The 13,626-nt window shown below is 64.2% G+C and carries 15 protein-coding genes; 7 read left to right on the forward strand and 8 right to left on the reverse strand.

From position 1 onward, the window contains the following. The first annotated feature begins 1 nt into the window (after position 1). Entirely contained in the window at positions 2–448 is a 447-nt protein-coding gene (locus tag PCO31010_RS02550; protein WP_150574287.1) for a type II 3-dehydroquinate dehydratase, read from the forward strand. A gap of 86 nt (positions 449–534) precedes the next feature. Here PCO31010_RS02550 and PCO31010_RS02555 read toward each other — a convergent pair whose 3' ends face one another. After that, on the reverse strand, positions 535–1,449 hold the full coding sequence (locus tag PCO31010_RS02555; protein ID WP_246184410.1) for a LysR family transcriptional regulator: 915 nt from the start codon (positions 1,447–1,449) through the stop codon (positions 535–537). A gap of 130 nt (positions 1,450–1,579) precedes the next feature. Between PCO31010_RS02555 and PCO31010_RS02560 the strand changes: the two genes are divergently transcribed. Further along, positions 1,580–2,434 (forward strand): NAD(P)H-binding protein, encoded by an 855-nt coding sequence (locus tag PCO31010_RS02560; RefSeq protein WP_150662852.1) that lies wholly within the window; start codon positions 1,580–1,582, stop codon positions 2,432–2,434. A 54-nt stretch (positions 2,435–2,488) separates the two neighbouring features. Then, entirely contained in the window at positions 2,489–3,838 is a 1,350-nt protein-coding gene (locus tag PCO31010_RS02565) for a DUF2252 family protein (RefSeq protein ID WP_425495001.1), read from the forward strand. Between the two features lie 42 nt (positions 3,839–3,880). Here the strand turns inward: PCO31010_RS02565 and PCO31010_RS02570 are convergent, their stop codons facing one another. Then, the gene (locus PCO31010_RS02570) at positions 3,881–4,345 is read right to left on the reverse strand and encodes a nuclear transport factor 2 family protein (protein WP_150663466.1); all 465 of its coding nucleotides are present in this window, start codon (positions 4,343–4,345) and stop codon (positions 3,881–3,883) included. A 119-nt stretch (positions 4,346–4,464) separates the two neighbouring features. Further along, positions 4,465–5,136, reverse strand: coding sequence for a glutathione S-transferase family protein (locus PCO31010_RS02575; protein ID WP_150662854.1), 672 nt, complete (start codon positions 5,134–5,136; stop codon positions 4,465–4,467). A gap of 102 nt (positions 5,137–5,238) precedes the next feature. Between PCO31010_RS02575 and PCO31010_RS02580 the strand changes: the two genes are divergently transcribed. Next, positions 5,239–6,168, forward strand: coding sequence for a LysR family transcriptional regulator (locus tag PCO31010_RS02580; RefSeq protein ID WP_150663467.1), 930 nt, complete (start codon positions 5,239–5,241; stop codon positions 6,166–6,168). A gap of 177 nt (positions 6,169–6,345) precedes the next feature. Then, entirely contained in the window at positions 6,346–7,548 is a 1,203-nt protein-coding gene (locus PCO31010_RS02585; RefSeq protein ID WP_150662855.1) for a YbfB/YjiJ family MFS transporter, read from the forward strand. Between the two features lie 41 nt (positions 7,549–7,589). Here the strand turns inward: PCO31010_RS02585 and PCO31010_RS02590 are convergent, their stop codons facing one another. Then, positions 7,590–8,435 (reverse strand): MBL fold metallo-hydrolase, encoded by an 846-nt coding sequence (locus tag PCO31010_RS02590; protein ID WP_150662856.1) that lies wholly within the window; start codon positions 8,433–8,435, stop codon positions 7,590–7,592. Positions 8,436–8,483: 48 nt separating this feature from the next. After that, positions 8,484–9,014, reverse strand: a complete 531-nt coding sequence (locus PCO31010_RS02595; RefSeq protein WP_150662857.1) for a sugar ABC transporter — start codon at positions 9,012–9,014, stop codon at positions 8,484–8,486. Between the two features lie 168 nt (positions 9,015–9,182). Between PCO31010_RS02595 and PCO31010_RS02600 the strand changes: the two genes are divergently transcribed. Beyond that, a complete protein-coding gene (locus PCO31010_RS02600; RefSeq protein WP_150662858.1) occupies positions 9,183–10,076 on the forward strand; it encodes a LysR substrate-binding domain-containing protein in 894 nt (297 codons plus the stop codon). 42 nt (positions 10,077–10,118) lie between these two features. Here PCO31010_RS02600 and PCO31010_RS02605 read toward each other — a convergent pair whose 3' ends face one another. Continuing rightward, entirely contained in the window at positions 10,119–10,871 is a 753-nt protein-coding gene (locus PCO31010_RS02605; protein WP_246184413.1) for a sulfite exporter TauE/SafE family protein, read from the reverse strand. A gap of 170 nt (positions 10,872–11,041) precedes the next feature. Here PCO31010_RS02605 and PCO31010_RS02610 point away from each other — a divergent pair, with 170 nt between their 5' ends. Then, entirely contained in the window at positions 11,042–12,025 is a 984-nt protein-coding gene (locus tag PCO31010_RS02610; RefSeq protein ID WP_150662859.1) for a LysR substrate-binding domain-containing protein, read from the forward strand. Here PCO31010_RS02610 and PCO31010_RS02615 read toward each other — a convergent pair. Then, positions 11,958–12,848, reverse strand: a complete 891-nt coding sequence (locus PCO31010_RS02615; RefSeq protein WP_150662860.1) for a helix-turn-helix transcriptional regulator — start codon at positions 12,846–12,848, stop codon at positions 11,958–11,960. The two genes, PCO31010_RS02610 and PCO31010_RS02615, sit on opposite strands and share 68 nt — an antisense overlap. A gap of 77 nt (positions 12,849–12,925) precedes the next feature. Next, positions 12,926–13,615, reverse strand: coding sequence for a Fe2+-dependent dioxygenase (locus tag PCO31010_RS02620; protein WP_150662861.1), 690 nt, complete (start codon positions 13,613–13,615; stop codon positions 12,926–12,928). Positions 13,616–13,626 lie beyond the last annotated feature (11 nt).

Here is a 13,626-nt window from a genome sequence, read left to right on the forward strand (position 1 = left end):
CATGACCCGAAAACTCTACATCCTCAACGGCGCGAACCTGAACATGCTGGGTTTGCGAGAGCCGCAGCTCTACGGCACCACCACACTGGCGGACATTGAACAAAACTGTCTGAAGCTGGCCGCGACGCTCGAATTCGATTGCGTGTTCCGTCAAACGAACAGCGAGAGCGAACTGGTCGACTGGATTCAGGAAGCGTTCCTTCAGGACGCGGCACTGATCCTGAATCCCGCCGGCTTTTCGTTCGGGCGGATTCCCGTGCTGGACGCCGTCAAGCTACTGGTGCGGCCCGTGGTCGAGCTGCACATCACCAACATTCACCGGCGCTCGGAGGAGTATCGCCATTCGACGATTTCCGTCGCGGCGACAGCGGTGATCTGCGGCGCGGGAGCGAACGGGTATCTGCTCGCCATCCGCGCGATTGACGATCTGTGGAACGCCCCGCGCTGACGTTAGCGCATGCATGCGCGTGCTCACGACCTGATCCCGAAAGCGCCGCAAACACAGCAGATACAGGTGCTTCGCAAGGATGTCCCTTATGTCTGCGCCGTGAGCGACGTCACAAAGTCGAGAAACGCCCGCGTCTTGGCGGGCGGATGATGCCGCGACGGATGATAGGCATAGAGTGGAAACCGCTCGTCGGGCCAGTCGGGGAACAGATCGACGAGTTGGCCGCTCTCGCGCCAGCTTTCGGTGCCGAAGCCCATCACCTGCGCGACACCGTAACCGGCCAGACAGGCGCTGAGCAGCGTGCCTGCATCGTTCACGACGAGCCGCCCGTTCGTCGGTACGACGAGACGCTTGCGCTTGCGATGAAACTCCCACGGGAACGGACGCCCCGTGCGCGGATCGCGAAATTCGATGCAGGTGTGCGCGTCCGACGCCAGTTCCTCCGGCTTGAGCGGCCGCCCGCAGCGCTTCAGATAGGCGGGTGCAGCGACCGTCAGGATCGGTGTGTCGAGCAGTTTGCGTGCGACGAGCGTCGAGTCGGGCGGCACGCCGAAACGCACCGCCAGATCAAAGCCGTCGGCAATCATGTCGCCCAGACTGTCCCGCGTGATCAGTTCGAGGTGCAACGCGGGATGTTGTGCGAGGAACGCTTCAAGACTCGGCCCGAGAATCAGACGCGAGAAGAACGGATCGATGTTCACGCGCAAGCGCCCGCGCACGGCCGTAGCACCACCCGACGCCGTCGCTGCGGCGTCCTCCAGTCCGGCGAGCAACGGCGTGACCTGTGCATAGAAGCGGCGGCCTTCGTCCGTAAGCGACACCACGCGCGTCGTCCGATCGAAAAGCCGGATGCCGAGCCGCCCCTCCAGCCGCGATACGGCACGGCTCACGCCCGGTTGCGACATATCCAGCCGCTCGCCCGCCGCCGCAAAGCTACCCGCCTCCACAATCGCCACGAACACGCTCATGCCGTTGAGCATGCGTTCATCGAATCCGGCCACCTCGCCCTCCCCGGCATCAGATGCCAAATCAGCATGAATCAAATGACATTGATGTTATCGCGAAATGCATGACATCTGCCGAGAATAGCGACCAGCGCGGTAGGGACCGCGATCTATTCAAGGATTCGAGATGTACGCCATTACTGGAATTACCGGACAAGTCGGCGGAGTCGTCGCCCAAACGCTGCTCGATCAGGGCGACACGGTGCGCGCCGTCGTGCGTAGCGCCGCTAAGGGTGCGGCATGGCACGCTCGCGGCTGCGACGTCGCCGTCGCCGATGTGGCCGATGCCGACGCCCTCACCCGTGCCTTCACCGGTGCACAAGGCGTGTTCGTGCTGTTGCCGCCGCACTTCGATCCGTCGCCCGACTTCGCCGAGTCGCGCGCCAACATCGCGGGGATTGTCAAAGCGCTTCAGGCCGCCCGGCCAGCACGTGTGGTCTGCCTGTCGACCGTCGGTGCGCAGGCCGCCCAGCCAAGTCTGTTGTCGCAGCTCTCGCTGCTAGAACAGCACTTAGGCGCACTCGACCTGCCGGTGACGTTCCTGCGCGCGGCATGGTTCATGGAGAACGCAGCATGGGATGTGGCACGTGCCCGCACGGACGGCGTGCTGGAGAGCTACCTCTCGCCGCTCGACCGTGCAATCCCGATGGTCGCCACGGCCGATGTCGGCACGACCGCAGCCCATCTGCTGCGCGAACCGTGGGCGGGCAAGCGCGTTGTCGAGTTGTGTGGCCCGGAACTCGTCTCGCCTGACTTGCTGGCGAAGACGCTGGGCCACGCACTCGGTCGCGACGTAGCGGCACAAGTCATTGCCCGCGACGAATGGGAAGCGCGTTTCCTCGCACAAGGCATGCGTTACCCGACGCCGCGCATGCAAATGCTCGACGGTTTCAACGAGGGCTGGATGACGTTCGAAGGTACGCCGCGACGCGGCACGACCTCGCTCGCCGACGTCGTCAGAACGCTCGTCGCTTGCCATTGACGCAACGTTTGCCCGACACTGGGTGCATTGCATCGCGTCCAGCCACCTGCATGGCTGGCGCGACGCGCCCTCAGGGAGCGTCGAATGGCGAACGGCAAGCGCGTCAAAACTGGCAAGAAGAAACAATGGGCCACGCCCAAGGCCCGGTTAGAGCGACTCACCCATGAACGTGATCGCAAGATGGCGCGATCACATCACGCTTATGTGCGCGGCAGCACCGCGCGATTCTACGAATGGCTGGACGAGGCCGACGTCAATCTGCCGCAAGGCCCCGCGATCTGGATTTGCGGGGACTGTCACACCGGCAATCTCGGCCCGCTCGCGGACGCTCACGGGCATGTCGACGTGCTGATCCGCGATCTCGACCAGACCGTCATCGGCAACCCAGTCCACGACCTCATCCGCCTCGCCCTCTCGCTGGCCAGCGCCGCGCGCGGCTCGGCGCTCTCAGGGCTGACCATCATCCACATGCTCGAAGCGCTCACGCATGGCTATATGGCGGCATTCGATCGCGGCGATGGCAAAGCCGATCCCGAATTCGGTCAATCGCGCGGCAAATCGCACGGCACGAAAAACGGCAAGGGGCGCGACAAATCGCACAACGGGCAGGCACAGAACGAGCGCCCGGAGATTGTCGATCTGATCATGCGGCGCGCAGTCAAACGTTCGTGGAAGCATCTCGCGCTGGAGCGCATCGAGGACATCCGTCCGAAGATTCCGCTGGGCAGACGCTTCTGGCCGCTCAGCGCGACGGAGCAAAAGCAGATCGACGCGTTGTTTCAGCTCGACACCATCGCGAGTCTGGCCACGTCATTGCGCGGACGTCCCAACGACGGTGCCGTCGAAGTGCTCGACGCCGCCTACTGGGTGAAGGGATGCAGCTCGCTCGGGCGGCTGCGCTACGCCGTGTTGCTCGACGTGGACGGTGGCGTCGTGCAGGGCGACGACCTCTGTCTCATGGACCTGAAAGAAGGCGTGAAAGCAGCAGCGCCTCGCTATGCGGGCGTTCGCATGCCTCGCGACAACGCCGAACGTGTGGTCACCGGCGCGCGGCACCTGTCGCCGTCGCTTGGGGAGCGCATGCGTGCGGCACGTCTGATGGATCGCTCTATCGTGATTCGCGAGTTGCTGCCACAGGATCTGAAACTTGAGATCGACACCCTCACGCAGCACGACGCCGCCGAAGTGGCACAGTACCTCGGGGGTGTCGTCGGCCACGCGCATGCAAGGCAAATGGACGACGCCACCTGTCGCGAGTGGCTCGCCGACTTGCAACGCAACCGCTCGAAGACCATCGACTCCCCGGTCTGGCTCTGGAACAGCGTGGTCCAGCTCACAAGCGAACACGAAGCCGCTTACCTCGAACACTGCAAACGTCTGTTCTCCGGCGACGGGCCCGGCTAATGCGGGCGCACATCCGAGTGTCGCGTGTCGTTAGCCGGGAAATCAGAACATCGAGTTACCGCTGACGGTCTTCGCGGGTGTCTGCTGCGAGACGTCCCAATGCTCGACGATCTTGCCCTTTTCCAGACGGAAGATGTCGACGATGGCAATCGGCAGATCGCCGGGATGCGGCACCTTGCGCACGTGGAGAATGACGAAATCGCCGTCGGCGAACGCGCGCACGATATCGCTATGCGAGTCGGGCTGATTCTTGCGCAGGAAGTCGACGAACTTGCCGAAACCCTCCACACCGTCGGGGGCATTCGGGTTGTGCTGAATGTACTTGTCACCCAGAAACTGACGCGCAGCGGCGAAGTCCTTGCGATTCAGACCCGCTTCATAGAAGGCCAGCACGGCCTGCTTGTTCGCGGCCAACTGCGACGCAGGCACGGCGGGGGTCGCACTCCCAGACGCCCCCAACCCTTCGGTGGCGGCCGCTGAAATTGCCGAACCGGGCAATGGCGCCATGCCTTCGGCGGCATGGACGGACGCCGTCGCGACAAGACAGACAGCGGCGGTGGCGAGCAACGAAGCAATCGGATTTTTCATAACGTTTGGCGGATGTGTGGTGTGGCGCAGGCGAGCGATCAGCTTAGCAGTTCGAAAGGACCGCCGCGCGTCAGCGCGCGCTGGTAAGCGTCGCGCGCGTGGATACGTTCAAGGAAATCGGCGATGGCTGGCCAGCGGTCTTTCGCGTCCCCGCGTGCCGCAGCGGCCTCCAGCGGGAAGCTCATCTGAATGTCGGCCGCGCTGAAGGTATCGCCGACGAACCATCCGGTCCTGGTCAAGGCATCGTTGACGTACCCGAAATGCAGCGCCAGTTGCGGATCGACGAAACTCGATTGCAGCGTGCCACTGATCTTGCGTGCGATGGGTCTGACGAAGAACGGCATCGGCGCACTGGCGATACGCAGGGCGACCAGCTTGAGCAGCAACGGCGGCATCGCGGAGCCTTCGGCGTAATGCAGCCAGTACGTCCAGCGCAGACGCTCGGGGGTGTCGCGCGGCGGTGCGAGACGTCCCTGCCCATAGCGGTCGGTCAGATACTCGATGATCGCGCCCGATTCGGCCAGCGTCAGATCGCCGTCGGTGATGACGGGGGATTTTCCGAGCGGATGAATACGGCGCAGTTCCGGCGGCGCGAGCATCGTCTTCGGATCGCGTTCGTAGCGTTGCAGATCGTACGGCACCCCAAGTTCTTCAAGCATCCACAGCACGCGCTGCGAGCGGGAGTTGTTCAGGTGATGAACCGTCAGCATGGTGTCTGGCTCCAGCGGGAAATCCGCACGCCATTGTCGCCGTATTGGCCGGTTTCGGGGGTTTCGGGTACGCTTGGCCGTCTTCGCCCTCATCTATCGCTCATGGACCGAATCGACGCCATGAAGGTCTTCGTCGCCACCGTCGACGAAGGCAGCCTCGCCGGAGCAGCCCGGCGTCTCGGACGCTCGGCCGCCGCCGTGAGCCGCGCCATCGCCTATCTGGAGACGCACACCGGCACCGCGCTACTCCATCGCACCACGCGCACGCTTAAGCTCAGCGCCGCCGGCGAGCGTTACGCGGCCGCTTGCCGACGCATTCTGCTCGACCTCGATGAAGCTGACGTCATCGCCGCCGGTGAGCGGTCTGCGCCGCGCGGACAACTGACCGTCTCCATGTCGCTCGCCGCTGGCGAGACGTTCATGCGCGAGATCGCCGAAGCGTTCATCGAGCGCTACCCGGACGTTGTGGTGCGTCTGCAAATGAGCGACCTGCCGGTGAACCTGATCGACGAAGGCGTCGACGTGGCGGTACGCGTGGCACACCTGCCCGACTCGTCGCTGGTGGCGACGCAGGTGGGAGAGGTGCGACGCATCATCGCCGCGTCCCCCGAATATCTGGCCTCGCACCCGCCCATCGAGACGCCTGCCGATCTCGCGAAACATCGCATCGTTTCCATGACGTATTTCGGTATCGATTCGTGGCGCTTCCCGCCCACGGGGCGCAGCACCGTGCCGCAGATCGTCCAGTTCACGCCACGACTGATCGTCAACTCGATCCGGGCAGCCATTGCATCGGTCGTGGCCGGGCACGGCGTGGCGCGCATGCTCTCGTATCACATCGTCGATGAACTGGAGCGCGGCGCGTTGCAGATCATTCTCCAGAACTACGAACATCCACCGATGCCGGTGCACGTCATCACGCCTCAGGGACGGCTGGCCGTGCCCAAAGTGCGCGCGTTCGTTGACTTCGCCGTACCGCGTCTGCGCAAGCATTTCTCGCATGCGCACAAGCTGGCGGCAGGCAAGCGCTAAGGAGCGGCGCCTCCCATCGGACGTGCGAAACAGGCGCCGATTCGTACGCCGCGCGGAAGAATGACTTCCGACGCACAGCCGTTCTCTGACGCACCGCAGCAACCTACACTGACTCCATCGCCTTTGCGCGCCGCGCCGTTCGATGCGCGACGCGACGCAGCGTCCCCCGGAGTCATCATGTCCAATGCAGTCCTCGGCGGCACATCGACCGCCCCTTTCAACGCCTGGCGCGCCACACTTTGCGCCGCCTGCGCGAGCCTCATCGGTATCGGCTTTGCCCGCTTCGCCTACACCGCCCTGCTCCCTGCGATCATCGGCGCACACTGGTTCGCGCCCTCGACGGCGGCCTATCTGGGTGCCGCAAACCTCGGCGGCTATCTCGCCGGTGCGCTGGGCGCGCGCGTGTTGTCGCGTCATGCGTCGAACGTGACGATCCTGCGCGTGATGATGCTACTCGTCGTCGCGGCATTCTTCGCCTGTGCGTGGCCGCTCTCGTTCCTGTGGTTCTTCGCGTGGCGCTTCGTCTCGGGCTTCGCGGGCGGCGTTTTGATGGTCATTGCCGCACCTTCGGTGCTCGCACACGTCACACCGTCGCGACGCGGCATTGTGAGCGGCGCGATCTTCGCAGGCCTCGGATTGGGAATCGCCGCATCGGGCACACTCGTGCCGCTGTTGCTGCGTCAGGGCCTCGCGCAAACGTGGATCGGGCTCGGCGTGTTGTCGCTGGTCCTCACAGTCGTGGCATGGCGCGGCTGGCCCGCGAGTGCACCGGCGACAGCAGCGACGGCGGCGCATCCGAAACACCGTCCCGCCGCCCCTATGACGTTGCGCTCGCTCTACATCGAATACGCACTGAACGCCGTGGCGCTGGTGCCGCACATGATCTTCCTGGTCGATTACGTCGCACGCGGTCTGGGCAAAGGGCTCGACGCGGGCGCGAACTATTGGGTGCTGTACGGACTGGGGGCCATCGTCGGACCGCTTTTCGTGGGGCACCTTGCGGATCGCATCGGCTTTGCGCGAGCGTTGCGGGTCGCGTACGTTGCGCAGATGTTTGCCGTGATCCTGCCAGTGCTTGGCCTCGGGCTGCCCGCCCTGATCATCTCCAGCATGGTGATGGGCGCATTCACGCCGGGTATCGTGCCGCTCGTTCTGGGCCGTGTGAACGAACTCCTCGCTCATCATCCCGCCTCGCAGAAAGGTGCGTGGAGCATCGCGACGACCAGCTTCGCCACCTTTCAGGCGGGCGCTGCCTACGGGCTGTCGTTCCTCTTTGCGGCGACGTCCGGCAACTACTCGCTGCTGTTCGTCGTGGGCGGCGTCGCCATGACGCTCGGGTTGGCGGTGAACCTCATCGCGGCGAGGATGGCGCGGGCTTGATACCGCGCTCACTCGCCCATCACTCGCCCATCACTCGCCCATCACGCATCGGTCTCGTACGCGAGACCGTACCCGCCCTTCGAGCGACGAATCCTCGCGAACCCGAGCTCGCCGAGATGCATCCCCGCGATCAGCACGCCGTCAGCGCTGACGCCATCGAGCAACCGGGAGCGGGTTGCCGCAGCAAGCGAGGCATCCTGATCGAACGCAATCGTGACATCGGGCCGCTGGATCTGGATATGCGGGAAGTGCACGATATCGCCCCAGACGAGCAGCCCCGCGTCAGCCGATTCGATGAGAAAGCCGGTGTGGCCCTCCGTGTGCCCGGGCAGCGACATCGCCTGAATGCCGGGGAGTACTTCACCGGCGCGAAAGGTGCGCAGTTGTTCGCGATACCCTTCGAAGACGCCGCGTGCGATCCGGAAGTTGCCACGCGCCCGTTCGCTTGCGCGCGCCAGATGGGCATCGTTCTGCCAGAACCCGATCTCTCGCTCATCGACGACAAGCTCGGCGTTCGGGAATGCGCGTTGCCCATCCGGCGTCATCAGCCCACCGACATGATCCGGATGCGCGTGAGTGAGCAGCACCGTATCGATGGCTTCCGGTGCGATGCCCGCATGCCGAAGGTTCGCGTTCAGATGGCCCCCCCACTGCTTGATGCCACCCGCCCCGCTGTCGATGAGAACTGTGCGTCCCCCGCCTTGCACCACGTAACAGTTGATGTGGACGGCTGCTGGATCGGGCTCACCGGCAGCACGCTGAATGCTCTCGGCGTCGGTAGCGTCGATATTCGACAGGAAGTCGAAGCTCGCCGTGAGGTAGCCGTCGCTGATGGCGGTGACGGTGAAATCGCCGATCCGCTGGCGCGGGAAGTGAGGGAATGACATCTTGCGACTCCTGAACGGGTAGTGGCGCACGTCGAGATTCGGCGCGCCTCAGCGCAGCATCTCGCTGCGGGTCAGTTGTTCGCCCATCGGCGCGTAGAGATGCACGCCTTGCGGCGGTTCGGCGAGACGCGCGGCATCGTCTGTCGACACCACGGCAAGCCACCGGTGCGCCGGTGCTTTCTCCAGCGCCACCGCGTGCATGGCGAGCGGCTTAAGCCCCATGTCGACCAGCGGCTCAGGTCCGCTCGCGCAAAGCGCCAGACGCTCGCGCGTCTGCACGACAGGCGCCAAGCCGATGTCGCTGTACAGATTTCGATGCCAGTCCGTGATGTGCTGCTGCCACCGCGCAAAGTTGCCACCGCCCTTCTGGCGATATTCGTCGCTGGTCAGCACGTCCAGCCCGTCGACAGTATGGATGGCGAGATACACAGGGCATCCCTCTGTGACCGCCTTGAATCGTTGCGACGATTGAAAACCCGTCACCGAAATGAGGGCGGGCAGCTTTTCGCGACTGTAGAAGTCGTTCCATTCGGCCTCGCTTGCAGGGTCGGCGAAGGTGCATTCGACGGTGTAGATCATGATGTCTCGTCGTTCCGGGAGGTTGGGCATTCGCACGAGAATTGTGCGTTTTCATTGCATGAACGTAATGCTAATCTGGCATTTTCCACGTCCATAACGATTTCCGATCAGTCTTCAGTGATATTTAATCAAGCTGACTGCCATCGCCCTCCCACCGACCAAACCCAGATGCGACGCAAAATCCCAAGCCATTCCGCCCTGCTCGCCTTCGAGGCCGCCGCCCGGCACGGGAGCTTCGCGCGTGCCGCCGACGAGCTGGCTCGCACCGAAGGCGCCGTTAGCCGTCAGATCGGACGGCTGGAGGAATTTCTGGGGGTGACGTTGTTCGAGCGCATCGGCAACCGGGTACGGTTGCTGCCGAACGGTGCGCGATATGCCTCGCAGGTGCGTGAAACGCTGGACCGGCTGGAGCGGGACAGCCTGTATCTGATGGGGCAACCGACCGAGGGCGCAAGTCTCGATATTGCGGCGACACCGACCTTCGCCACGCGCTGGCTCATTCCTCGGTTAGCGCGTTTTCAGGACCAGCATCCGAATATCACGGTCCATCTTTCGGAATGCATGGAACCGTTCCTGCTGGCAGGCAGCGGGTTCGACGCGGCGATCCATTTCGAGCATCCGGCATGGGCCGGGATGCACGTGCATCGTCTGCTGGAGGAAGTGCTGATTCCGGTGTGCAGTCCGTCGCTGTTAGCCCGAGCGGGGGAAGGCGCAACACTGGACGATCTGCCGCGCCTACATCGTCGCCAGAATCCGGACGCCTGGCAGCACTACGCGCAGGGTACCGCCATCACGCTGACGAACTCTGCCGTAGGCGCACGTTACGACCTTCACTCGATGCTGATCGAGGCCGCATTGGCCGGTCTGGGCGTAGCGCTGGTGCCGCGTCTTTACATCGGGGTCGAGCTTGAACAAGGCCGTTTGGTCGCACCGTGGCCGCAGGACAGCGCGGTGGCAAAGAACTTCTGTCTCGTGCTGCCCGAACCGCTCGAACTGGCCCAGGGACCGATTCGCACGTTCTCGGACTGGCTGCTCGATGAGGCAGGCACAATGCCTGCCTGAAGTCCAAAGGTCAATTGGGCGACAGATGCGCCCTTAGTCAATTCAGCGCCACGCCGCACTCAGCATCACGCCGCCGGAGACGACCAGCATCGTGTCAAGCAAGCGCTGGAAGACGTTCGGCGTAATGCCGAGGACGAAGCGCTTGCCGAGCATCGTGCCCAGCATCAGCGTCATGCCGACGATGAGACCATTGGCCCAGGCTTCGGGCGGCAACGCGCCCAGTCCCGAGAACATCAACACCTTGGCCACGTAGATGAAGACAGAGCTGGCCGACTCCGCGCCGAGGAAGGCACCGCCCGACAGGCCGTAAGCGGCGAATGCGGGAACGCTGAGCGGCCCCGTCGACAACACGATGCCCGTCAGGAAGCCGATCACCGCGCCCACCGCCGCCAACTGCCAGAGCGACAGACGAAATTGATGGCGCCGAAGGAAATGCCGGGTCGGCACCATGGCGACGAAGAATAACCCCAGCGCGATATCGACGGCGGTCGACGGGAGGCTCCAGAGCGTCTTCGCACCGAGCGCCGCTGCCGGTGCGCCCGGCACCGAGTAAGCCAGCACGGCGCGCCAGTCGATCTCGCGCCACCACGCCACTACCTTCGAGAGATTGCCGACGATGGCCGCGACGGCCATGATCGGCACCGCCTGTTTCGGACCGTACGTGTACACCAGCACCGGCAGCAGCATCATCGACGATCCCGTGCCGACCACCCCGCTGACCGCCCCCGCCGCCGTGCCGACGATGGCGATCATGACCATGCCCCACGCGTGTCCCGCCAAGAATCCTGCCAACATCCGTGCCTCGCGATTTGCCGATTCCCTCACGCTATCAAGCCGTCTCAGGCAGCGTGAACCTTAGCCGCGACGATAAAGCATGATGCACACTCACACCATCGACAAATTCGCCGCCCTTCTGTGATAAAAAGTCACAGTTCATTGACGACGTCGCCTTCCAGAGCCCCAACATGTCGCGCCAACTACCGCCGTTGCATGCCCTGCGTGTTTTCGAAACCGCCGCACGCGCCGAGAGCCTCAGCGCCGCCGCGCAGGAACTGTCGATCACGCACGGTGCCGTGAGCCGTCAGATCGCCCTGCTCGAAGAGTGGCTGGGGCAAACGTTGTTCGTTCGTCAGGGGCAGCGCAATGTCGCGACGGACCACGCAAGGGCCTTCGCAGCCGAGATCAGCGCAGCGTTCGACCTGATTGGCGACGCAGCGCTGCGCTTCGGCAAAGCGCCGCAAACGCGCGTGGTGCGTGTCAACGCCCAGACCACGCTTGCGATGCACTGGCTCATCGCGCGGCTGCCTGCATTTCATGCGGCCCACCCGGATGTGCAGGTGGTCGTCACCACGTCGAGCGGGGCCGATCCGGCGTTTCGCGGCGGGTTCGACGTCGCCATCCGGCGCGATCCGCCGCCACGTCCCGAATGGCAGCCTTATGAAAGGACGCTGTTGTTCACCGAACGCGCAAGCGTCGTGGCCGCCCCCTCGCTGCTGGAAGCGTTGCCATTACGTCGACTGAAAGATCTGGCGAAGCACACCTTCGTCGCCACGCAGACGCGCGTGGGTGCCTGGGAAGACTGGTTGAGTGTGGCAGGTGTGCCTGCGCTTCGGCCGGTGCGATTCCACCGCTTCGACCACTATCACGTGAGCTTGCAGGCGGTGGTGGATGGTCTGGGGCTGGGGATTGGCTGCACGCCGACGCTCGATCGGGAACTGGCTGCCGGTCGCCTCGTCATGCCGTTTCCTGACATACAGGCCGCCGGCGCGACCTACGTCACGCTCGTGCCGCGCGACGCCGACAAATCAAGACCGTTGCGGGATTTCCTGACGTGGGTGCATGAAGCAGCACATGAAGCTGAGCGCGCCCCTGCCGCAACGGTTACGCCGCCGGCCCGACGCTCCACTTCCCGGGCGACACGCCGAACGCGCGACGGAAGTACCGGGTGAAGTGCGACAGATCGTTGAAGCCCTGTGCGAGTGCGACGTCCGTCGCCGAAGCCCCGGCGCGCAGGGCGGGCAGCGCTCGCACGAGACGCAACTGATTGCGCCACGCGTGCGGTGCCAGTCCAGTCTCCCGGGAGAACAGGCGCGCCGCATGGAACGGCGAAAGATCGACGGCTTCGGCGAGTGCCGTGAGTGAGAGCGATTCGGTGAGATCGGCCGACAGACGCGCTTTCATCGTCTCGACGCGCACGGCGTCGCGGTGCATCTGCAACGTCGGCACGCGCGCCTGCGCATGACGGACCAGCATCATCGACACGGCTTCGATCAGTACGCTTTCGGCCAGCAGCGGATCTGCGCCGATCTGAAGCAGTCGATGCGCTTCAAGCAGACGGTCCAAGGCCTGCACGTCGTAAATGACGTGTTCGCCGAACCAGGGCATCGCTTCGTCCACCGACGACGGCCCGCCCCGCATATCCAGCGGGCTTTCCAACTGACGTTGCACACCCTGCACGAAGCCGACGGGCAGGTAAAACACGCGATAACGCCAGCCGAAGTCTGTTTCCCGCGCGCCCGTGTGGACTTCGCCGGGATGGATGATGGCGATGGACCCGGCGTCCGCCACGTGCTCGCCGCCGCGATAGGCGTAGCGCTCCGCTCCGGCCACGATGCACGCGAACGTGTACGTGTCGTGCCAGTGCGGCGCGAACGTATGGTCGTTGTATTCGGCCGTGAGCATGTCGCCTCCGGGTACGAGCGTCGAGCGCCAGTACAAAGGGGCATTGCGGAACGGCTGAAACGGTTGAACGGGCTGAAACAAGGCATCCATGTCCGCTACTTTACACTGCGCCGTACACGGCCGTCCGGGAGCACGAGGACGGCCGGAGGCGGCCACAATCCTCGCGGCTAGACGTCTGCCCACATGCGCAACAGGTTGTGATAACTACCTGTCAACTGCACCAGCGATTCGCCGTAGACCTGATCGGCCCCCTGCTGTGTCATGCGCTGAATCGCTACGTCCATGTCGAACAGGACGCTACGCTGGGCGTCGTCACGAACCAGACTCTCGATCCAGAAGAACGAGGCCAGCCGCACGCCCCGCGTGACCGGATTGACCTTGTGCACGCTCGTACCTGGGTAAAGCACCATGTGACCGGCAGGCAGCTTGACGGCACGCTCGCCGAAGCTATCGCGCACGACCAGTTCGCCGCCGTCGTAGCTATCCGGATCCGCGAGGAACAAGGTAGCGGACAAGTCCGTGCGAACCCGCTCGCGCACGCCCTTGATGCCACGCACGGCATTGTCGACGTGATAGCCGAACGCCTCACCGCCTTCGTACCGGTTGAACAGCGGCGGATAGATCCGGCGCGGCAGCGCGGCCGACATGAACACGGCGTCCTGCGACAGACGCCGCAGAATCTCGTCGCCCAGACGACGCCCCCACGGGTCGTCTTCCGAAAGCTGCCGGTTTTCCTTCGCCTGTGCCGACTGCATGCCCGCCGTCGCTTTACCGTCGACCCACGTTTGCGCCTGCAATTGCTCGCACAAAGCGCGCGCTTCGTCGCGGCTGAAGACGCCGGGAATCTCGATCATCATGGTGCTTTCTC

Origin of the sequence: Pandoraea commovens (genome assembly GCF_902459615.1) — a bacterium.
Classification (GTDB): domain Bacteria; phylum Pseudomonadota; class Gammaproteobacteria; order Burkholderiales; family Burkholderiaceae; genus Pandoraea; species Pandoraea commovens.